The following is a 20,385-nucleotide window of genomic DNA, read 5'->3' on the forward strand; positions in this document are numbered from 1 at the left end:
AACCGTGTGTTGGTCATAAAAAGCACCTTATACCATTACTGCATAGCGACGCCTTAATCAAAAGCCGCTGGACGCATTCACAGTGGTCACTTATTAATGCGCAATGGTATTATTGGGCAACTGATAAGGTGTTTTTTTGACATAGGTGTATGCGGGATGCTGTGCAGGACGCTTCTATGTGCTCAGCCTGCTCGCTTTGACTTAATGCCGGCTGGTGCGTTTTATCGTTAACACGTCATGCTAAAGACCATTAACGCTGTGTGATTATGCGCCAATATAGCCGTTGGCTATTGTGTAAGTGGCTTAAAAGGAGCTAATGGTGGCATACCAGTTTATAGAAGGTACGATAGAGGATATTGTTGCTGTGCAGGCATTCGTACCCGAGTTTAATCACAGTATTACACCAACTACTGTCGCTGAGCGCCTAGCAGGTAAAAGTGCATTAATTTTAGTGGCTAAATACAACACCACACCGATTGGTTTTAAAGTGGGTTACTCGCTCAATAACGAGGCATTTTACAGCTGGCTAGGTGGTGTGGTACCCGAGCACAGACAAATGAAGGTTGCCTCTCAATTACGCCAGCTGCAAGAGCGCTGGGCTATTGAACATGGGTTTAAGGCGATTAAGGTTAAATCCATGAATCAGTTTCCTAACATGCTACATATGCTTATCGCCAGTGGCTATGACATTTGTGGTTATGAAAATAATGGCAGCGTGACCAACAGTAAAATCGAGTTTATAAAAAACATCGCACAGACATAAAATTAATCGCTTAATGGTATGACTTCTGTACATGTTAATATTTAATGCTGCTCGGTTTTAACTGGCTCATGTAGAATGCCGTCATTCGTTTTTCACCTTTGGGTTTTTTCTATGCAAATCAACCGTATACTTTTGACCGCCATTGGTAGCGTTTTACTGGCAATGGTGACGATTCAGTCTGGTGCTTCTTTAGCAAAACAACTTTTTCCTATTGTTGGGCCAGAGGGCACCACAGCACTACGTTTAGGGTTTGCTGCTGCCATATTGTGGTTGGTGTTTCGTCCTTGGCGAGCGTTACCTCAGGGCCGAGATTGGCAAAGTATTATAATTTACGGTTTGTGTTTGGGCGGGATGAATATTTTATTTTATCTTGCCATTGAACGTATTCCCCTTGGCATTGCCGTTGCTCTGGAATTCACCGGGCCTTTAGCGGTGGCATTATTTGGCTCAAAGCGGAAAAGCGATTTGTTTTGGGTCGCTTGCGCCATTGCGGGTATTTTATTACTGATGCCAAGCCTATCTAGTGCTCAAGGTCTTGATGTTGTTGGTGCTCTGATGGCACTTGGCGCTGGGGCGTGTTGGGCCGGATATATTTTATTTGGCACTCGTACGGGCAAGCAGGCTTCTGGCGGTATCACTGTCGCACTTGGAATGACCGTAGCGGCAGTGGTACTTGTGCCTGTGGGTGCTATTAGTCAAGGGGTTGCCTTAATCAGTTGGGAAGTCCTGCCGCTTGGCTTATTGGTTGGGGTGTTATCAAGTGCATTGCCCTATTCATTAGAAATGGTGGCGCTGCGTAACATGCCTACTCAGGCCTTTAGCGTGCTCATGAGTTTAGAGCCAGCAATTGCTGCATTAGCGGGTTTTGTTATTTTAAGTGAGCAACTAACCGTACTTCAGTGGTCGGCTATTGGCTTGGTGATTATTGCGTCAATAGGCAGTAGTTTTACGCCTAAAAAAGCGGTTGAGATGGGCGTGTAATGTGGTTTGTTCACTCATTTTAGTTGCTAGCTCATTGAATTTAATGCCGATTATCACAAAAATATGATCATGCTTACGGGTTAACATTGCTTATAACGTCGTTAGAAATATTGAGGGTAAAACAATTCGCGCCTTGCTATTTCTGCCTGTGCTAAGCGAATTTTTCTACATCATCTGCGTCATTTATTTATCCTGACTGGTATGAGGATGCCTGTGCGATCTAAAACCAGCGCTAGGGCATGTGTGAGGCAAACGCTAAGCATCATGCTAAGTGGCAAATATCCCACTTAGCATGATTGAGATATTGTTTACCAGGCCATGTTTAAAATCTTACGGCTGGTGGCTAAATCAACTTTACCGCTTTCAGATAAGGCTGTCATGCCGTGAGCTTCTAGTGCGTCAACCACTTGAGCTAGTTGCTCTTGCGTGACACCATGGTCACGTAAACGCACTGGTAATCCCACTTGCTTAAAGAAAGCTTCTGTCTTGTCAATTGCTTGGTCAACACGGCTTGCTTCATCACCTTCAGTAATATCCCACACTCGCTCAGCATATTGTAATAATTTAGCGTGTTTTTGCTCTTTTAATACTCGCCATAACGAGGGTAATACAACTGCCAATGTTTGAGCATGGTCAATATCAAACAGCGCTGTTAGCTCGTGGCCAATCATGTGAGTTGACCAATCTAAGGGGACGCCTGTACCAATCATGCCGTTTAGGGCAGATGTGGCACTCCACATTAAGTTTGCACGGGCATCGTAGTTGGTTGGCTCTGCCACAGTAATGGGCCCCACCTCAATTAAGGTGCGTAAAATGCCTTCTGCCATACGGTCTTGTACGCGGGCATCAACGGGGTAAGTGGCGTATTGTTCAAGTACATGCACAAATGCATCAACCACACCGTTAGCAACCTGAATGGTTGGTAAGCTAAAGGTTAATTCTGGATCTAACATGGCAAATGTTGGGTAAGCACATGGGTGGTTTACTGGGAACTTACCGCCTTGATAGCTTACCACGGCAAAGGCGTTCATTTCAGAACCCGTAGCTGGCAGGGTAGCAATCACACCGAGTGGAATCACTTTGTCATCAGCCACTGGCACAGGGTTAAACCCGTGCTGTAATAAGCTTGTTGTGTCGCCTTCAAACTGAGTGGCGAGCGCGATAAATTTAGTGCCGTCCATCACAGATCCGCCGCCGACAGCGAGTAAAAAGTCGATATTTTCTTTACGAGCAACTTCAACTGCTTTCATCAGTGTGTCGTATTTAGGGTTGGCTTCAATGCCACCAAATTCAAATACAGTACGATCACCTAAAGCCGCTTTGACTTTATCGAGTGTGCCAAAACGTTTCACACTACCGCCACCGTAAGTGATTAACACCCTTGCGTTGGCTGGAACAAGTTGGTCTAGCTCTGCGATACGGTCTTTGCCGAAAACAACGTGAGTAGGGTTACGATAATTAAAATTAAGCATAATTGACGCCTTTTGGTTTAGCGATAAAACAATCAATACGTTGCTGTTAAGCCATTGCCTTTAACATCAGGGTTAAGCTTGGCGCAAACAACAACCAGAAATCATGGTGGTTATCATAGCCTTTTGGGCCAAAATAAACATACACAGAACTATTGTTGTCATGCTCATTCCTGCCTTTTTTGCTTAAAAATAAAGTTTATTTGATAAATATGATGCCTTTTACTGCTTTTTTGGTAGCATCTATTAATATTGTCGCGGTGTGGTTAATTTTATTAAGGCGGTAGCATGAGTGAGATAGCAAACTTAATGGCGCAATTGGCGCCAAAGGAAGGGATTAATCATACTCATTTGGCTGGGGTGCGAGTGTTTCGTGGCTCGCAATATGCTTCTCGAGGTCCATTGTGCTACTCGCAAGGTGTATTGATTGTTGGCCAGGGTAAAAAGCGTGTATATATTGAGGATCAAACCTTCGACTATGACCGCCAGCATTCTTTAGTGATGACAGTACCGCTACCGGTGGAATGCGAAACTTTTGCCAGTATTGAAGAGCCAGTATTAGTGTTGATGGTTGACATTAACTTGGTTCAACTCAATTACATCGTTAGGCTAATGGATGAACACCATCAGATCCCAAAAGATTTAAATGAGTCGCGTCAAAGTGGTTTTTTTATTGCCGACAGCACTGAAGACATGGATTGCAGTGTGATCCGTTTGTTGCAGGCTTTGCAGTCGCCGCTTGAGGCTCAGGTGATGGGCGAAGCGCTCGTGCTTGAATTACTTTATCGATTACTCGATTCACCTAATGCTGCCCCGTTATATGCTTTGTCGTTAAGCCATACTCGTTTATCTCGGGTAGAAAAAGCCCTTAGTTTTATTCATAAACACTATGGTGAGTCTGTTGAGGTGGACACATTAGCAGGCCTAGTGAATATGAGTCCCTCTGCGTTTCATCGTTGCTTTAAAGAGGTGACATCGTCGACGCCAATTCAATACGTGAAAAAAATTCGCTTAAATAAAGCCAGAGAGTTGCTTCAACTACAGCGGCTTAAAGTGAAAGAAGTGTCTACCTTGGTGGGCTATGAAAGCACGGCACAATTTAGTCGTGAATTTAAACGCTACTTTGATCAAAGCCCAGGTGAATACGCTCGGTTATAATAGGTATTTACATTGCGCGATATCATTGATTAAAGGGGTAATATGTCTGTAATCGCACCCACAAAGATAACTTTTTTTGAGTTTTTGACACCGTTAGTGGCCTCAGGTAAAAAGACGATTACCATCCGTGATACTAGTGAAAGCCATTACCAACCCGGTACTCAAGTTGAGGTTTACACCCTTGAGCGCGACATTAAGGTTTGCGACATTGTTATTTTGGCCGTTGAACCATTAGCTTTTGACGACATCAATGAATTTCATGCCACCCAAGAAAGCTTACCATTAGATGAATTAAAGCACCTTATCCGCCATGTTTACCCTGACCAGCAACGCTTATTTATGATTTCGTTTTCGTTAATTGAAAGCTGATACCTATCTCTTACCTTTATGCAAGGTATCTTACTGTTATTGTTGACCCTTAGCTCATTATCAAAAACGCTTATACCATTCCGCGTTAGCAAGTGATCTCTCAGCGAGAATTTAAAAGGGCTTAAACAAGGCGAATGACTGAATGAATAGTTATTCTCTTTCGAAGTCATGCAACGCAGTGTAAGCCCTTTTAAAACTCGCCTGAAAGGAATGCCCCAGCGGCTTTTGCTCTGCGTTCTCGCTATTTGAAAGGGAACAACCATTACTACATAGCGACGCCTTAATCAAAAACCGCTGGACGCATTCTGAGTGGTCACTCATTAATGCGGAATGGTATTAACAGTAACGTCTAAAATATGATCTGCTTAACAATCGGCTGTCGCTAAGCGTGTTAGTTTGCATATCTATTGGCTAACTCACGTTTTCACTGGCGCTATGATGGTACTTTGGCTACCAGCTCACAGTAGATGTGTTTAGTTTAGCGCTTTTGTTATCAATGGTTTTGCTCTCAGGGCTTCATTCTATTAGGATTTTCTATGTCTTCAATTATTCAATCAGCCAGCCAGGAGTTGATTAAACCTTATCAGGCCAACATTACTGTACCCAATTGGATGATCAGCTCAATGGAGCGAGTGATGCAGTATTATGTCGATAAAAACTTGCGACTTGATACTATTTCTAGCGATCGGATGCCTGAGCCTGTAGAAGGCAAAAAATACATGTTGTATGCCCACATTCCGTTTTGCCATACCTTGTGCTCGTTTTGTACATTTCACCGTTTTTTATTTCGTGAAGACAAGGCTCGTGAATATTTTATTACGTTACGCAAAGAAATGCAGATGGCAAAAAATCTCGGTTACCAATTTGAGTCTATGTACATTGGCGGTGGCACCACCACGGTATTAGAAGATGAACTCGCCCGTACCATTGAACACGCAAAAACATTATTCCCAGACATTAAAGAGGTGTCTTGCGAGTCTGATCCGCAACACCTAGCAAATCCAGAATTTAAACAACTTAAAGGCCTTGTCGACAGAATGTCGATAGGGGTACAAAGCTTTGATGACGGCATTTTAAAAATGACCGACCGTTTAGATAAGTTTGGGTCTGGCCAACAAACTTTTGATAGGATCATGGCGGCAAAAGAGTTATTTCCGATTATCAATGTGGATTTAATTTTTGGTTTTAAAGGCCAGACTGACGAGATTATTCAATCGGATCTTGATATCGCATCTAAGCTAGATCCTAGGCAAATTACAACTTACCCGTTAATGATCACTCACCAAACGCGTAAAAGTGTGAAAGGTAAAATTGCAGCTCCACATGGTGAAATGGTCAATCAATACCGCCAAATTTTAAACCGGTTAACCGGGCAGTATACTCAATTATCTGCCTGGGCATTTGGCAAAACCAACAATGAAGGTTTTGATGAGTATGTGATTGATTATGATGAATACCTAGGTGTGGGCTCTGGCTCGTTTAGTTTTTTAAATGACACCTTGTACGTTAATACCTTTTCACTTAAAAAGTATCAACAGCGTATTGCTCAAGGCCGCATGGCGGTTGAACAACAGAAAAAATATCAAGTAAAAGAAGTGATGCAATATCGTTTCTTATTAGGCATGTTTTCTGGGCGACTTTCTCGTCAGTATTTTCGTGATACGTTTAAGGTCAATTTAGACACGGCTTTATTTAAAGAGATGGCATCAATGAAGGCCATGGGCGCACTCAAAAATGACCCTGTTAATCCCGATGAGCTCATTGTCACTGACAACGGTAAAATGCTGGGCTTGTTAATGATGAAAGAGTTTTATTCTGGTATGGATAATGTGCGCGCGCAATTACGTCAACCACTGGCTGAAGCAGATATGTAAGGACAGTGATTGCCGTGTTATTTGAACCAGTTTTGTTATACTGACCACTCATTTTAGGGTTTTTTAGGTAGCGTTATGGCCAACATTTTACTGCTCGCTAATATCAATTGTGACCGTATTTTACAGCTTGATAAACCTTTGCAAACGGGCGGGCGGTTTCATTATCAAGATGGTGGTTTACGTTTAGGTGGCGGCGGTGCTAATACGGGTTTAGGTTTGGTGTGGGCGAAGCACAATGTGTCGCTCGTTAGCGAGGTGGGCAGTGACGATATTGGCGACTGGATTTTAGCTAAGGCGAGCACACTAGGGTTAGACTGCCGTTTAGTGCATCGTTTTAGTGGCAATACTTGTGAAATGTTACTGGTGATGACGCCGGATGGTGAGCGCACTATCATTAGGCCACAGCGGCCTATTTTTGACCTTCCAGCAGCTCCAAATTGGCGGCAATGGGATGCGTTTTATATTAATTCGTCAGCCAATGGTGCTGAGCGTTGGGCGCAAGATGCTTTGGCTACTAATCCTGACTGTATTGTTGTTGCTCAATTGGCGAAAGATCAACGCCAGCGTCCTTGTCAGGTATTAATTGCGTCTATTACGGATATGCAGGGGCGTTGCAATCAAGACCCATGGCAGTTTGCTCAAACCATTGCTGGAAATGCTCTGAAGCACTTTATTGTGACTGACGGTGATAATGGCGCCATCGTATACAGTGCAGACGGGCAGCAACATGTACCGGCGGTGCTTGCTGAGGTTGTTGATACTACAGGCGCAGGTGATGCATTTGCTGCGGGTGTTATTCATGGTTTGTGTCAAAACAGGCCCATTACTGCTGCCATGCAGGAAGGGGCGTTGTGGGCGTCATTTGCTGTGTCGACTCAAAGTTCTATTCCCGGAGATAAGTTGCAAAATTACCTTGCTTAGTGGTGTTATTTGTCATTTTTATGTCATTAAGCCTGTATATGATGCTCGCGTCTAATACAACTTTTACCGTAATGCGTTATGTTAAGCCACATGGCTTTTTTTACGGTATACCTCCCATGTTACTTATCGCCTTACTGCTTTCGAGTAAGGCTTTTTTTTGCCTAAAAATTGGGTATATTGGCTGTACGTTAAAGGTTGGCAGGGATAAGCGGTATGAAACAAAAGTGGGTTAATCGTATTTCGGGTTTATTTTTAGGCGACCATGTACAGATGCATAATGGTGTGGCCAGTTGTATTAACCAAAAGCATGCCGCGACGCAATTAACCGTGTTGTTTGATCGTGTTGTGGGTAACAGTGAGGCAGATCCTAAACACCATGGTGGTTTAGATCGTGTGTTGCATCACTTTCCTCGGGAGCATTACGGTCAGTACCGCCGCTGGGATTTAATGCCCAGCTTTAACGATGCGCCATCTATGGGGGAAAATATCAGTACGGTTGGCTTAAATGAAACCCAGGTTAATATTGGCGACATAGTACAAATTGGCGATGTTACTTTACAAGTGACCCAGCCTCGCTCACCTTGTTTCAAACTTAATTTGCAATTTGAACATCCTAAATTTGCACTAGCAATGCAAGAAAGCCGTATGTGCGGTTGGTTTTACCGCGTACTGTCTGAGGGGGTGATTAAGCCTAGAGACAGTATTTATTTAATCGAACGAAAAACCGATATTAGCGTGGCTCAAGCGATGAAAATTTACTTTTTACCAGAGTTTAATGCTGAGCAGTATCAAATATTACTTAGCTGCGAAGGTTTAGCGCAAAGTTGGGTTGAATCGCTGCAACGAAGGCTAGCACAACAACGTATTGAAGACTGGGCAATGCGTTTGTACGGTAAAGCCAGTTAATTTATGCCATGCGCAATGGTATAAACAATAATGCCACTTAATGAGTGGCATTATTAATTGACGGCTTAGGTGACTGATTTAAGATAAGCTTATACCTTAAAACGAGCCACCAATACGTCTAATCGGCTTGCAAGTTGGTTGAGAGCTTTACTTGCTTGCGCCGCTGCTTGGGCGGTGTCTGATGTACGTTGCGTAATATCATTAATTTCGGTGACGTTGCGGTTGATGTCTTCAACGACGGTTGATTGCTCTTCTGTTGCAGCTGCAACTTGAATGTTCATATCACTGATAAGCGCGATGCGCTCACTGATACCACTTAATGATTGACTTGCTTCATCTACCGCAGCAACCCCTTCTTTTGAACGGCTGCTCGACTGTGCCATGGCACTGACAGCGCGGCTAGCTTCTGATTGCAGTTTATCAATCATATTTTGTACTTCGTTGGTTGATGCAGCTGTACGTGACGCTAGGTTTCGCACCTCATCAGCAACCACCGCAAAGCCTCGGCCAGCTTCACCGGCGCGCGCAGCTTCAATGGCCGCGTTTAATGCCAGTAGGTTGGTTTGCTCTGAAATCGCACGGATAACATCTAAAATACTGCCAATCGATTTGGTGTGTGTTGCTAACGACTCAATCACTTCGCCTACCTGGGCAACATCTTTAGACAGCTGATTAATGGTTGTGCGCGCCCGCGTGACAACTTTTTGGCCATCAACCGATTCTGTATCAGCATCACGAGCGGTTACCGCTGCTTGGGCGGCATTGGCTGCAATTTCGTTTACCGTGGCGCCCATTTCGTTAATGGCCGCAACAACCATCATCGTCCTGTCTTTTTGCAGATGACTGTCGTCAAGTGTTTGGTTAGCTTGATTCGATACGTCAATGGCTGATAAGCCTAATTTTTCACTTGTTTGTGCAACTTCAATCACAGTCTCTTGGATTTTGCTGATAAAGCTATTAAATCCACGGGCGAGTTGAGCGATTTCGTCTTCACCATTTACTGGTAGTCGTTGGCGCAAGTCGCCTTCGCCTTCACCAATGTTGCGGAACATTTCTGCCACTTGTGCAATAGGACGGCTCACCGAGCCCGCCACCGAAATTGAGATAACAATAAAGACTACCGCAATAAGTAGTGTCCATATTAAGATTTGATAAGCTGACTCTTCGAGTAGGGCAAACACCTCGGCTTCAGGCACTTGTGCCACTAAATACCAGTCCATTGACTTAATATAGCTCGATGCAATTAACATGTCTTCGCCATTAATATTGGCTTTAACAAGGTTAAAGTTGCTTTTAGTTAATAATTCATTTGTATTGGCGTTAGGGTATAAGTTAGCTAACGTTGCTTTGCCAACTTTGTTCGTGTCAGGATGAAGCTTAACATTACCACTGGCATCGATAAGGTATACAAATCCAGTGTCTTCTATTTTAAATGAAGACAGTAAGGTCACCATGTCATCTAATGATTTGGCTAGGCTTACCATGCCTCGACCATTAGGCTGCTGGTAGCTGACAAACAGTTTTACCTCGCCTGTGGCTTCAGTATAAACGCTTAACATGCGTTCTTGATTGCTGGCTCGATAGTCAAAAAACCACGCATCTTGTTGTTGGTTTAATATGCGTAAAAACCCATCCTGGGTGTAGTAGGCACCCGTTTCGCGGTCTGCATAAGAGGCTTGTACTAAACCGAATTGATTTTGCATGTCTTTGAGTTGGGCTACCACCAGACTTTCCTGACTGGCTTGGCGCCCGTCTGCAAGCCAAGCGCCTAACATGCGGCTATTAGCAAGTTGCTCAGCAGCATTAATTAAACTACTAATTTGTAGATCTATTTCATTGCGTATTTGCATGACCAGACTTGGCATTTCTGAGCCAAGCATGCGTTGCTCAACCACTTGTTTTGCACTGCGCTGACTTAAAATACCCACTAAAATAGTCGATAAAAGCACAGCAAAAGCTACCGTGAGCAAGATTTTTTGCTTAATGGTAAGGGTGTTAAATGTATTCATCTACAACGGCCTCTAGAAGTTTCTCTTGGTTATATCGGTCATAATGGCAATAAATTGATAGTTATTTTGTCTTTTTGCAGCAAATACAAAATAATGAATGGTGTAGGTCTTTGTGATGTTATGGGGCTAATGATAGTCGAAAAAATAAAAAAAACGCACCTATTTTTAAGTGCGTTTTGTTGACGTTCGCCAATTAATTTACGATTGGCGAACAACGAGTTATTGGGGCCTGTTTATCTTTCAAGGTTGTGCTTGCAGCGAATTGTCGCCCTAACTAAATCGTTTACATGTTTGGATAGTTTGGTCCGCCGCCGCCTTCAGGGGTTACCCAGGTAATATTTTGGCTAGGATCTTTAATGTCACAGGTTTTACAGTGAATGCAGTTTTGTCCGTTAATGACAAACTTTTTCTCACCTGCATCTTCTACCACTTCATAAACGCCAGCTGGGCAATAACGCTGCGCCGGTTCATCAAACTTCACCAAATTAACCGAAATAGGAATGCTTTGATCTTTTAAGTGTAAATGGCATCGCTGATCTTCTTCGTGATAGGTATTGGATAAATACACTGACGATAATTTATCAAAGCTCAGTTTTCCATCTGGTTTTGGGTAATCAATTTTATTGTATTCGCTGGCTAAACCCATTGTGGCATAATCGGGAGTGGTGTCACGAAATGTCACTGGGAGCTTTCCGCCAAACCAGTTTTGGTCAATATAATTGAATGCGCCACCGACGAGAGTACCAAATTTATGCAAGGCAGGCCCAAAGTTACGTGACTGGTATAGCTCTTCGTATAGCCAGCTTTCTTCAAAGCGTTGTTGGAAACAGTCCAGATCTTTCCCGCCTTCTAAGCCTGCAATTAATCCCTCACCTAATGTTTTAGCTGCGATAATTCCGCTTTTCATGGCGGTATGCGTCCCTTTAATTTTGGCAAAGTTTAAGGTACCTGCATTACAACCAATAATAAGACCGCCTGGAAAACTCATTTTAGGCAGCGAGTTTAGTCCACCTTTGGCAATGGCTCTCGCTCCATAAGTTAGACGCTCACCACCGGTTAAGGTTTTGGCAATGATGGGGTGCGTTTTATAGCGCTGAAACTCGTCAAACGGGCTGAGGTGGGGGTTTTTATAATTTAAATCAATAATCAGTCCCACGGCGACCTGATTGTCTTCCATGTGATATAAAAAACCGCCGCCTGATGCGCCGTCAACTAATGGCCAACCGCCAGTATGTACCACTTTACCTTGCTGGTGTTGCTCGGCGGGAATTTTCCAGATTTCTTTAAAACCTAGGCCATAATGTTGAGGGGTTTTACCATTATCTAAATGGTACTTTTGAATAAGTTGCTTACCAAGGTGGCCGCGACAGCCTTCTGAAAATACGGTGTATTTAGCGTGTAACTCCATGCCTGGCATGTAGCTGTCTTTAGGTTGACCGTCTTCACCCACGCCCATATCGCCAATCAGAATGCCTTTGACGCTATCGTCTTCATTAAACAGCAATTCACTGGCGGCAAACCCCGGGAAAATCTCCACGCCCATGGCTTCAGCGCGGTTGGCTAACCAACGTGCTAGGTTGCCTACACTGATAATGTAGTTACCTTCGTTGTGCATGGTTTTAGGCACTAGGCTATTAGGCATTAAACGTGATGTTGACTCAGAGTTGAGTAAATAAATTTCGTCGTGGCTGACTTTGGTGTTAAGCGGTATGTCTGAGTCCCGCCAATCGTTGAATAATTCGTCCAGCACATCGGGTTGAAAAACGGCACCTGATAAAATATGGGCACCCACTTCAGACCCTTTTTCTACCACGCAGACAGTAATTTCTTTGTCGGCATCTTTTGATATTTGCATTAAACGACAAGCGGTAGCTAAACCTGCTGGGCCTGCACCGACAATAACGACGTCGAACTCCATTGACTCGCGTTCCATGTTCCCACCTTTCAAAGTATCCCGTTCATCGCGGGTTTTAGTTTTTTTAATAACGATAATTAAACGATCGTTTATCCTTTTACTCACCTTACCGCAAATTTTGCTTTTGTCACAGTAGCAAACACAATCTTATCTGCGTGAGTCGAGTCACAAATCGTAAACGACTTAGCAATTTTAGCTGTGATATTCGTCTAAAGGGGTATTTGTTAAGCAATAAATAAGCCTATAATCGTAGGTCTGACGGTTCTCCGAGCTTTTTGTCCTACGTCAATGATATGGACACTAAGCCGTGGTAATTTTGCCACCGGGGTGAGTAAAGAAATGCACTTACCTCCCACACTTGGAAAGGTTAACATGTCCCAGTTACAAGACAATTTTGGAAGGCGTTTTCATTATTTACGGATGTCGGTTACTGACGTTTGTAATTTTAAATGCAGCTATTGCTTGCCAGATGGCTATCGTCCTGATGGTAAACCGACCTTTTTAACCCTCAGCGAAATCGAAAATCTCGTTGCTGGTTTTGCCGCTGTGGGTACGCAAAAAATTCGTATCACAGGTGGTGAGCCCACCCTTCGTAAAGACTTTACCGATATTGTGCGTATTGTGGCTCAGACCACTAATGTAAACACTGTCGCGATGACAACCAATGGTTATCGTTTACAGCAACATGCCAAAGAATGGTATGACGCAGGTTTACGCCGTATTAATGTCTCTGTAGACAGTTTAGACCCGAAAATGTTTTACCAAATTACTGGCGAGAATAAATTTGACCAGGTGATGCGGGGCATTGACGCTGCACTTGAGGCGGGTTTTGAACGCGTTAAAATCAATGCGGTGTTATTGAAAGGCTTAAACGACAAAGATTTACCGCGTTTTTTACATTGGATTAAACACACTCCTATTGATTTGCGTTTTATTGAATTGATGGAAACAGGTCTTGGTCGTGACTATTTTAAAGCCCATCATTTGGCTGGTATCGACATTAAAAAACAGCTTGAGCAAGATGGTTGGTTATACGATTTACCCAGTGCTGATGATGGTCCTGCGCAAAATTTTAGCCACAGTGACTATCAAGGTCGTATTGGTTTAATTATGCCGTACGCCAAAAACTTTTGCGCTAGCTGTAATCGTTTAAGAGTCTCTGCCAAAGGTAAATTGCACTTATGCTTATTTACTGAAAATGGCGTTGATTTACGCGACTTACTGCAAGATAGCTCACAGCGTGATGAGTTAATTACACGTTTGCATGGGCAGTTAGCACAAAAGAAAGAAACTCATTTTCTGCACCAGGGCATTACCGGTGTAACTAAACACCTTGCTTCGATTGGCGGTTAGTCGCCATCTTTATTCGTTGAACAAACGACACTAACCTGCAGATTTAATTTGATAAGGTATTCATATCATGAGTAATCGTTTTACCCACATCAATGCCGATGGCCATGCCCACATGGTCGATGTGACTGAGAAAAGCGTCACAGAACGTGAGGCCAGAGCAGAAGCGTTTATTGAAATGGCAGCAGAGACATTGGCAATGATCATGAGCGGCAGTCACCACAAAGGTGATGTGTTTGCTACCGCTCGTATTGCCGGTATTCAAGCCGCTAAAAAGACATCAGATCTTATTCCGTTATGTCATCCTTTAATGTTAACCAAGGTAGAGGTTGAGCTTGAGGCACAGCCAGAGCATAACCGGGTACGTATTACTAGCTTGTGTAAATTGTCAGGTAAAACCGGTGTTGAAATGGAAGCATTAACAGCGGCATCTGTGGCGGCATTAACCATTTACGATATGTGTAAAGCCGTGCAAAAAGACATGATTATCTCGCAGGTGAGATTACTTGAAAAACGCGGCGGCAAGTCAGGGCACTTTACTGTGTAGTCGTGAGTTGAGTGAGATGCCTTATCTATATAAACCTCTTGAGGGACCACTATGATCCAAGTATTATTTTTTGCGCAAGTCCGCGAGTTGCTCGGTACCGCGAAAGTGGAGCACAGTAGCGCCAATATTCGTACCGCAGAAGAGTTACGTGCAGCATTGGCTGCAACCGATGATAAATGGGCTAAAGTGCTCACCTCGGATAAGCTACTTGTTGCAGTTAATCAAACGATAAGTCAATGGGATACTCAGATAAAGGCCGGTGACGAAGTGGCCTTTTTTCCTCCTGTAACGGGAGGCTAAATATGAATGGTGAAACAATCATACGTGTGCAAACTCACGATTTTAGCGTGAGCGACGAATACGCTTTATTGGCCAATGATAACCAAGACGGTGCGGTGGTTAATTTTATTGGTAAAGTGCGTGACTTTAATGATGGTAGCGCAGTGACCGATTTAACCCTAGAGCATTATCCGGGCATGACCGAGTCGGTGTTGTCGCAAATTTGTCAGCAAGCTAGAGCGCGTTGGCCATTAAATAATGTCACCATTATTCATCGAGTCGGCACTATGGCGCTGGGTGAGCAAATAGTGTTTATTGGTGTGACTAGTGCTCATCGTAAAGCTGCTTTTGCCGCCTGTGAGTTTTTAATCGATTTTTTAAAAACCAAAGCACCATTTTGGAAGCTCGAAGCCAACGAGACTGGCAGTAAATGGGTTGAAGCTCGTGACAGTGATGAGCAAGCGGCTAAAATGTGGCAAAAATAATCTAACCAATATTCGCCGTTGTTTGCTCAACCAATAAGGTCAGTGATTAATGTTTTTTTCTCGGTTATCTATTTTTACGCAATGCGAGCGTTTCAATAAACAATCTCGTGCGATTATCGCTACATTAATGCTTGTTTTTTTTGGGGTTACCTTGGCAATATCAACCGCCAATGCAACAGAGGCGCCAGCGATTGCAGCGGCAGCGAATATTAAGTTTGCCCTCGATAAGATTGTCAGCAAGTTTGAACAAGAGACAGGGTTAAGCGTTCGTATCAGTTATGGCTCGTCTGGTAACTTTGTCTCTCAGATACAGCATGGCGCGCCATTTGAAATGATGCTCAGTGCCGATGAGTTTTATATTGAGCAGTTACATCAGGCGGGTTACACCCAGGATGCTGGAGTTATTTATGCGATTGGCCGTTTAGCGCTTGCTGCGCCAAAACAATCACAGATGATGCTAGACGAAGAACTTATTGGTTTGGGACAATTTATTACTGACGGCAAGCTTAAGCGCTTTGCGATAGCCAATCCCGAGCATGCCCCATACGGTGAACGCGCCCAAGAAGTATTAAAAGCCAAAGGATTATGGGATGCCATACAGCCTAGGCTCATTTTAGGTGAAAACGCTTCGCAAGCTGCTCAATTTACCATTAGCGGCTCCACTCAAGGTGGTATTGTCCCTCTGTCATTGGTGCTGGCACCACAATTTATGACGTTAGCAAATTATGTGGTTATTCCTGATCATTTATACGAACCGCTTAATCAACGTATGGCATTAATGCCAAATGCCTCACAAACCACAACGCATTTTTATCAATATATACAAAGCCCGCAATCGCAGCAGATACTGCGTGAGTTTGGTTTTAACTTACCTAACACAGCTTCTGAGACAGTCAATTAATGGATTGGCAAGCATTATGGTTGTCGATTAAATTAAGCGCCTTTACGGTATTATTCTTGATCCCCTTAGCCATACTTGTTGGTCGGGGATTAGCTTATTACCAGTTTCGCGGTAAGTCCTGGCTAGAAGCCATAATTTTAGTGCCATTAGTGCTACCGCCAACCGTGATTGGTTATTACTTGCTGGTGGGGTTAGGTAATCAAAGTGTTATCGGCCAGTACGTTGAGCAGATTTTTGGGCAGCAACTGGTGTTTCATTTTTCTGGTTTAGTGATTGCGTCAGTTTTAGTTAATGTCCCGTTTGCGGTACAACCGATACAGCGGGCTTATGAAATGGTACCCATTGATATTCGAGATGCTGCAGCTTGCTGTGGTATGAGCCGTTTACGGATTTTTTTAAAGGTTGAATTACCCATGGTATGGCCTGGGGTATTAACTGCATTGGTATTGTGTTTTTCGCATGTGTTAGGCGAGTTTGGTGTGGTGCTTATGCTTGGGGGGAACATTGCGGGAGAAACCAAAACCATCTCTATTGCTATTTACGATAGTGTCCAAGCGTTTGACTTTGATTCTGCCAGCATGATGTCACTGGTGTTATTGTTGTTTGCTGTGAGTGCATTGGCATTAACAACCAGTATGTCTCGGCGCTTAGGAGGGCATAATGGTCACTCGCAGCGATGATCTTATCTGCCATATATCGCAACATGCCCCCATCCCGTTAGAAGCTCACTTTACCTGTCGTGCCGGTGAAGTGTTGGCGGTTGTTGGCCCGTCAGGCGGCGGTAAAACAACCTTACTTAGAATGATCGCGGGCTTAACGTTACCAAAGCAAGGGCAGATACAATGTGGTGATGTATTATGGTTTGACTCAAAGCACTCGGTGTCGTTAACACCGCAGCAGCGTCATATTGGTTACATGCCACAGCATTTTGGGTTATTTCCACACCTGTCAGCGTTAGAGAATGTCATTGCCGGTCTTGATCATGTCCCTAAAGCGCAGCGAAGGCAGCGTGCATTAGATTGGTTAGAGCGAGTTAACTTACAGGGATTACCCGATCGATTACCCGCTCAACTGTCTGGTGGTCAACGCCAGCGTGTTGCACTGGCCAGAGCGTTAGCGCGTGAGCCTGCTATTTTATTGCTTGATGAACCTTTTTCTGCCGTTGATCGCGAAACGCGTGAGCGTCTATACATAGAGCTTGCACGATTAAAGCAGCAGCTATCTATCCCTGTGATTATGGTGACTCATGATATTCATGAAGCCTTATTACTGGCAGACAAAATGATGTTGATAAGCCAAGGCCAAATGTTGCAGCACGGTCGGCCGTTTGAGGTGTTATCTCATCCGCATGATGAGGCAGTTGCAAGGCAAATGGGGCTGAGAAATATTTTTGACGGCAAAGTGGTAGACCAAGACATTGAACGTAACATGACATGGTTTACGTTGGGCGAAGAGTTAATTGTTAGTGACAGTGCGCCACCATTAGCGATAGGACAAGCTATACGCTGGGTTATACCAAATCAAGGTATCCGATTTAATGCCATTAGTAGTGGTCGTTTATGTAAAAGCTTAAATAAGCTAGACGTTCTGATTGAGTCTGTGTTGGTGATGGGGGAGTCGTCACGGGTGATTGCGTCTGTAATCGGCATTGGCTCTGTGATCAACGCCGACGTACCAACCCATTTAGTTGATAAACTTGGTCTACAAGCCAAAATGCAAACAACCATTGCATTAAAGTCTGAACAGATTCATATCTTAAATGTGCCATTGCCGAACTAATTATTGCCGATAACGCCCTGTTTTATGGTATTTATGATCAATTATTAATCTTAGATTTCTTGGGACTTTGGCCGCGGTTAGGTAGAGTAGTGCTGTAATAAAATTTTTAATCAAATAGAGGCTCGTGATGGTTCGGTTGCTACTAGCAATATGCTTTCTTCCTTGTGCCGTGATGGCAACGCCATCTATGCACACGTTATTGATCAATGGTGAGTTTTTAAAGCCTATTGTGGTCATGGAGCAGTTAGAACAGCAAGATAAGGGCACTATTTGCGATTTTGATGTTGATGTGGAAGAAGGACTGCTTATTTACAAAATTTCTATGGTGAACCTAGAAACACGTAAAATGAGCAAATATCAATACCGAGCTCTCGATGGCGTATTGCTTAAAGAAAAATCATCGGACTATAGTACAGATGATATTGGTTTGCTCAATGCTGCAAAAGTATTGCAAGCTAAGCACATGACATTTTCAGCATTAGTCGCATTAGCGATTGAAAATCAACAAGGATATTTAACGCAAGCGGAATTGGACCACGATTTATCAATTAGTTACCTCGAACTAAAACTCCTCAATCAAGACAGTAAAAATACCATTGCTTTCGACATTGAAACCTTACGTCCACTTCCACTGCTCAAATGGGATTAAACACTCTATGACTAAGCGTATTTTATTGGTTGAAGATGATGCCACCACGTTAAAGTATGTGGCCGACGGATTTACAGCGCAAAAATACCAAGTAGACAGCGCAACAGATGGCCAAGAAGGCTTAACGTTAGCTAAGCATAATCAGTACGACTTACTCATTTTAGATCGTATGTTGCCTAAGTTAGATGGCCTGACCTTATTGTCTGCTTTGCGCACCAGTGGTAATAAAACTCCCGTACTGATTCTCTCCGCACTGAGCCACGTTGACGAGCGTGTTAAAGGGTTGCGTGCTGGTGGCGATGATTACATGACCAAACCTTTTGCGTTTGCCGAATTATTAGTACGTGCTGAAAAATTAGTCCAACGCAATGTTGTTGAGCCAGCCGCCACAGATATTGAGGTGGGTGGTCTAAAAATGGAACTGCTAACACGTAAAGTGACATTGGACGACAACGAGTTAATGTTGCAGCCAAAAGAGTTTCAGTTGCTGAAATATCTGATGGAACATCCAAATCAAGTGATTAGCCGCACGCTGCTATTTGAGGCTGTGTGGGATTACCATTTCGACCCTCGGACCAATGTGATTGATGTGCATATTGCAAAGCTGCGTCGTAAATTTGAAGAGCTTGGACACGGTGAATTAATCGAAACAGTAAGGGGTTCGGGTTATCGCCTCTGCAAAGGCCATTAAGCCATACCAAAGTAGTGCGTGGCGCATTACGCTTATCTTCTCGACGTTAGTGACCATCTTAATTGTGATGTTGGTATTAAGCCTTTATCGCCAATTAGTGATAGAACAGCAAAATCAGGTTGATAAGCATCTTGCAGCAGAAATGCAACGATATCAGCAGCTAGCACTTACCGTAAATCGAAGAAGTTTTGCGGCGCAGATCCGTGCCGCCGATCCTAAAACGGCATTAATTGCCTGGCGTAACAGTGTCGACATGGTTGGGGCATTGACCTTTTTGCCTGAAAACATGCCACAGTTACCAGAAACCAAAGACTTTCCAATCTTTACTGGTGGCCCAGATAAGCTGCATATTTTGACGGGCGGACTCGTTATGACTCGCTACGGCCCAGTATTGATTGCCACCCGTACCGATCATTTAGCGACCCTTATTGAAAAGTTTATCAATGCGGCTTTTTGGGCGGTGGCCTTTACTCTAGGGTTAACATTGGCGTTAGGGTATATTTTCTCTAAAGCCATTCTTAGACGACTGGTCGAATACAACCGTTTGAGTGAGCAAATTGAGGCCGGGCATTACGAAACTCGCCTACCTGTCAGTGACAGCCAGGATGAGTTCGATATGTTAGCGCGGCAGTTTAATCTGGTGCTTGATACCCTTGAACAAAACTTACGTGCAGTGCGTGGGGTCACTGATAACATTGCCCATGACTTGCGTACACCGCTGTCACACTTGCGCATTGGTATAGAGCAACTGCCAGACAAACCGACTCATCAGCTAGCCGATGCAAGTGCCGAGTTGCTTGAAGAGTTAGACCATTGCCTTGGCACCTTTGATGCGATGTTGTCATTAACTCGAATCGAAGAGGGCCAACAAACCTTAGATTTACAACCCGTCAGCTTACAGCAAATTTGCCAAGATTTATTTGAAATGGCAGAAGTTATCGCCGAGTCTCGAGATCAAGTCTTGAAGATTTCGCTTGAACATGACGTCCAGATAAACGGCGACAAATACTTGTTATTCCAGGCGCTGTTTAATTTAGTCGATAACGCAATCAAGTATTCGCCAATAGGCGCAGCCATTTGCATTAAACAACGTGGAAAACATATTCAAATTAGCGATAATGGACCTGGCATTTTGGACGACGATAAAGAGCGGGTGTTTGACCGTCTGGTGCGCCTTGATCCAAGCCGGCATTACAAAGGCACTGGTTTGGGGTTATCGATGGTAAAAGCCATTTTGTCACGTCACAAAGCCACGATTTCATTACACGACAATAACCCTGGGTTGTTAGTTAATATTCATTTTAAATAGTCAGCGCTTCAGTCGCTGCCCTTCATTATG

General features: G+C 43.7%; 20 protein-coding genes and 1 riboswitch. Of the genes, 17 read left to right on the top strand and 3 right to left on the bottom strand.

Annotated features, from left to right (window positions below):
• The first annotated feature begins 319 nt into the window (after nt 1-319).
• Together L2703_RS15685 and L2703_RS15690 are read left to right on the top strand one after the other, a co-directional pair.
• Entirely contained in the window at nt 320-763 is a 444-nt protein-coding gene (locus tag L2703_RS15685) for a GNAT family N-acetyltransferase (protein ID WP_248972015.1), read from the top strand.
• Between the two features lie 111 nt (nt 764-874).
• Entirely contained in the window at nt 875-1,744 is an 870-nt protein-coding gene (locus L2703_RS15690) for an EamA family transporter (RefSeq protein WP_248972016.1), read from the top strand.
• A gap of 308 nt (nt 1,745-2,052) precedes the next feature.
• Here L2703_RS15690 and L2703_RS15695 read toward each other — a convergent pair whose 3' ends face one another.
• Nucleotides 2,053-3,216 carry an iron-containing alcohol dehydrogenase gene (locus L2703_RS15695; RefSeq protein WP_248972017.1) on the bottom strand — a complete coding sequence of 388 codons (1,164 nt, stop codon included), beginning with the start codon at nt 3,214-3,216 and terminating at the stop codon, nt 2,053-2,055.
• Between the two features lie 285 nt (nt 3,217-3,501).
• Between L2703_RS15695 and L2703_RS15700 the strand changes: the two genes are divergently transcribed.
• From L2703_RS15700 to L2703_RS15720, 5 genes are all read left to right on the top strand, one after another.
• Nucleotides 3,502-4,371 (top strand): AraC family transcriptional regulator, encoded by an 870-nt coding sequence (locus L2703_RS15700; protein ID WP_248972018.1) that lies wholly within the window; start codon nt 3,502-3,504, stop codon nt 4,369-4,371.
• Nucleotides 4,372-4,413: 42 nt separating this feature from the next.
• Entirely contained in the window at nt 4,414-4,740 is a 327-nt protein-coding gene (yqfB, locus tag L2703_RS15705; protein WP_248972019.1) for a N(4)-acetylcytidine aminohydrolase, read from the top strand.
• A gap of 536 nt (nt 4,741-5,276) precedes the next feature.
• Nucleotides 5,277-6,614: a coproporphyrinogen III oxidase family protein gene (locus L2703_RS15710; protein WP_248972020.1), complete on the top strand. Its 1,338-nt coding sequence runs from the start codon at nt 5,277-5,279 to the stop codon at nt 6,612-6,614.
• A gap of 75 nt (nt 6,615-6,689) precedes the next feature.
• Nucleotides 6,690-7,535, top strand: coding sequence for a PfkB family carbohydrate kinase (locus tag L2703_RS15715; RefSeq protein ID WP_248972021.1), 846 nt, complete (start codon nt 6,690-6,692; stop codon nt 7,533-7,535).
• Between the two features lie 213 nt (nt 7,536-7,748).
• Complete coding sequence (locus L2703_RS15720) at nt 7,749-8,441, top strand: MOSC domain-containing protein (RefSeq protein WP_248972022.1); 693 nt, start codon at nt 7,749-7,751, stop codon at nt 8,439-8,441.
• A gap of 89 nt (nt 8,442-8,530) precedes the next feature.
• Here the strand turns inward: L2703_RS15720 and L2703_RS15725 are convergent, their stop codons facing one another.
• Together L2703_RS15725 and L2703_RS15730 are read right to left on the bottom strand one after the other, a co-directional pair.
• Entirely contained in the window at nt 8,531-10,450 is a 1,920-nt protein-coding gene (locus L2703_RS15725; protein WP_248972023.1) for a methyl-accepting chemotaxis protein, read from the bottom strand.
• A 283-nt stretch (nt 10,451-10,733) separates the two neighbouring features.
• Nucleotides 10,734-12,383: an electron transfer flavoprotein-ubiquinone oxidoreductase gene (locus tag L2703_RS15730; RefSeq protein ID WP_248972024.1), complete on the bottom strand. Its 1,650-nt coding sequence runs from the start codon at nt 12,381-12,383 to the stop codon at nt 10,734-10,736.
• A gap of 234 nt (nt 12,384-12,617) precedes the next feature.
• Nucleotides 12,618-12,750: riboswitch (molybdenum cofactor riboswitch) on the top strand.
• Between L2703_RS15730 and moaA the strand changes: the two genes are divergently transcribed.
• The 10 genes from moaA to L2703_RS15780 all read left to right on the top strand — a co-directional run bounded on the left by moaA (nt 12,738) and on the right by L2703_RS15780 (nt 20,355).
• Entirely contained in the window at nt 12,738-13,718 is a 981-nt protein-coding gene (gene moaA, locus L2703_RS15735) for a GTP 3',8-cyclase MoaA (RefSeq protein ID WP_248972025.1), read from the top strand. (Overlaps the previous riboswitch by 13 nt.)
• 67 nt (nt 13,719-13,785) lie before the next feature.
• Nucleotides 13,786-14,262 (top strand): cyclic pyranopterin monophosphate synthase MoaC, encoded by a 477-nt coding sequence (gene moaC / locus L2703_RS15740; RefSeq protein WP_248972026.1) that lies wholly within the window; start codon nt 13,786-13,788, stop codon nt 14,260-14,262.
• A 51-nt stretch (nt 14,263-14,313) separates the two neighbouring features.
• Entirely contained in the window at nt 14,314-14,562 is a 249-nt protein-coding gene (gene moaD, locus L2703_RS15745; RefSeq protein ID WP_238107317.1) for a molybdopterin synthase sulfur carrier subunit, read from the top strand.
• Between the two features lie 2 nt (nt 14,563-14,564).
• A complete protein-coding gene (gene moaE / locus L2703_RS15750; RefSeq protein ID WP_248972027.1) occupies nt 14,565-15,026 on the top strand; it encodes a molybdopterin synthase catalytic subunit MoaE in 462 nt (153 codons plus the stop codon).
• A 127-nt stretch (nt 15,027-15,153) separates the two neighbouring features.
• Entirely contained in the window at nt 15,154-15,927 is a 774-nt protein-coding gene (modA, locus tag L2703_RS15755) for a molybdate ABC transporter substrate-binding protein (protein WP_248972069.1), read from the top strand.
• Nucleotides 15,927-16,607, top strand: coding sequence for a molybdate ABC transporter permease subunit (gene modB, locus L2703_RS15760; RefSeq protein WP_248972028.1), 681 nt, complete (start codon nt 15,927-15,929; stop codon nt 16,605-16,607). The genes modA and modB overlap by 1 nt, the downstream gene beginning before the upstream one ends.
• On the top strand, nt 16,588-17,706 hold the full coding sequence (locus L2703_RS15765; RefSeq protein WP_248972029.1) for an ABC transporter ATP-binding protein: 1,119 nt from the start codon (nt 16,588-16,590) through the stop codon (nt 17,704-17,706). Before modB ends, L2703_RS15765 begins: the two co-directional genes overlap by 20 nt.
• Nucleotides 17,707-17,893: 187 nt before the next feature.
• On the top strand, nt 17,894-18,355 hold the full coding sequence (locus tag L2703_RS15770) for a hypothetical protein (protein ID WP_248972030.1): 462 nt from the start codon (nt 17,894-17,896) through the stop codon (nt 18,353-18,355).
• A gap of 7 nt (nt 18,356-18,362) precedes the next feature.
• Nucleotides 18,363-19,046 carry a response regulator transcription factor gene (locus L2703_RS15775; protein ID WP_248972031.1) on the top strand — a complete coding sequence of 228 codons (684 nt, stop codon included), beginning with the start codon at nt 18,363-18,365 and terminating at the stop codon, nt 19,044-19,046.
• Between the two features lie 67 nt (nt 19,047-19,113).
• The gene (locus tag L2703_RS15780) at nt 19,114-20,355 is read left to right on the top strand and encodes a sensor histidine kinase (protein WP_283107928.1); all 1,242 of its coding nucleotides are present in this window, start codon (nt 19,114-19,116) and stop codon (nt 20,353-20,355) included.
• The last annotated feature ends 30 nt before the right edge of the window (nt 20,356-20,385 follow it).

The organism is Shewanella basaltis (assembly GCF_023283885.1).
GTDB classification, from domain to species: domain Bacteria; phylum Pseudomonadota; class Gammaproteobacteria; order Enterobacterales; family Shewanellaceae; genus Shewanella; species Shewanella basaltis.

Bases quoted from the DNA above. Each gene is read 5' to 3' on its own strand.
- L2703_RS15690 (WP_248972016.1), top strand. From the start codon at position 875: ATGCAAATCAACCGTATACTTTTGACCGCCATTGGTAGCGTTTTACTG.
- L2703_RS15695 (WP_248972017.1), bottom strand. From the start codon at position 3,216: ATGCTTAATTTTAATTATCGTAACCCTACTCACGTTGTTTTCGGCAAA.
- L2703_RS15700 (WP_248972018.1), top strand. From the start codon at position 3,502: ATGAGTGAGATAGCAAACTTAATGGCGCAATTGGCGCCAAAGGAAGGG.
- yqfB (WP_248972019.1), top strand. From the start codon at position 4,414: ATGTCTGTAATCGCACCCACAAAGATAACTTTTTTTGAGTTTTTGACA.
- L2703_RS15710 (WP_248972020.1), top strand. From the start codon at position 5,277: ATGTCTTCAATTATTCAATCAGCCAGCCAGGAGTTGATTAAACCTTAT.
- L2703_RS15715 (WP_248972021.1), top strand. From the start codon at position 6,690: ATGGCCAACATTTTACTGCTCGCTAATATCAATTGTGACCGTATTTTA.
- L2703_RS15720 (WP_248972022.1), top strand. From the start codon at position 7,749: ATGAAACAAAAGTGGGTTAATCGTATTTCGGGTTTATTTTTAGGCGAC.
- L2703_RS15725 (WP_248972023.1), bottom strand. From the start codon at position 10,450: ATGAATACATTTAACACCCTTACCATTAAGCAAAAAATCTTGCTCACG.
- L2703_RS15730 (WP_248972024.1), bottom strand. From the start codon at position 12,383: ATGGAACGCGAGTCAATGGAGTTCGACGTCGTTATTGTCGGTGCAGGC.
- moaA (WP_248972025.1), top strand. From the start codon at position 12,738: ATGTCCCAGTTACAAGACAATTTTGGAAGGCGTTTTCATTATTTACGG.
- moaC (WP_248972026.1), top strand. From the start codon at position 13,786: ATGAGTAATCGTTTTACCCACATCAATGCCGATGGCCATGCCCACATG.
- moaD (WP_238107317.1), top strand. From the start codon at position 14,314: ATGATCCAAGTATTATTTTTTGCGCAAGTCCGCGAGTTGCTCGGTACC.
- moaE (WP_248972027.1), top strand. From the start codon at position 14,565: ATGAATGGTGAAACAATCATACGTGTGCAAACTCACGATTTTAGCGTG.
- modA (WP_248972069.1), top strand. From the start codon at position 15,154: ATGCTTGTTTTTTTTGGGGTTACCTTGGCAATATCAACCGCCAATGCA.
- modB (WP_248972028.1), top strand. From the start codon at position 15,927: ATGGATTGGCAAGCATTATGGTTGTCGATTAAATTAAGCGCCTTTACG.
- L2703_RS15765 (WP_248972029.1), top strand. From the start codon at position 16,588: ATGGTCACTCGCAGCGATGATCTTATCTGCCATATATCGCAACATGCC.
- L2703_RS15770 (WP_248972030.1), top strand. From the start codon at position 17,894: ATGCACACGTTATTGATCAATGGTGAGTTTTTAAAGCCTATTGTGGTC.
- L2703_RS15775 (WP_248972031.1), top strand. From the start codon at position 18,363: ATGACTAAGCGTATTTTATTGGTTGAAGATGATGCCACCACGTTAAAG.
- L2703_RS15780 (WP_283107928.1), top strand. From the start codon at position 19,114: ATGTTGGTATTAAGCCTTTATCGCCAATTAGTGATAGAACAGCAAAAT.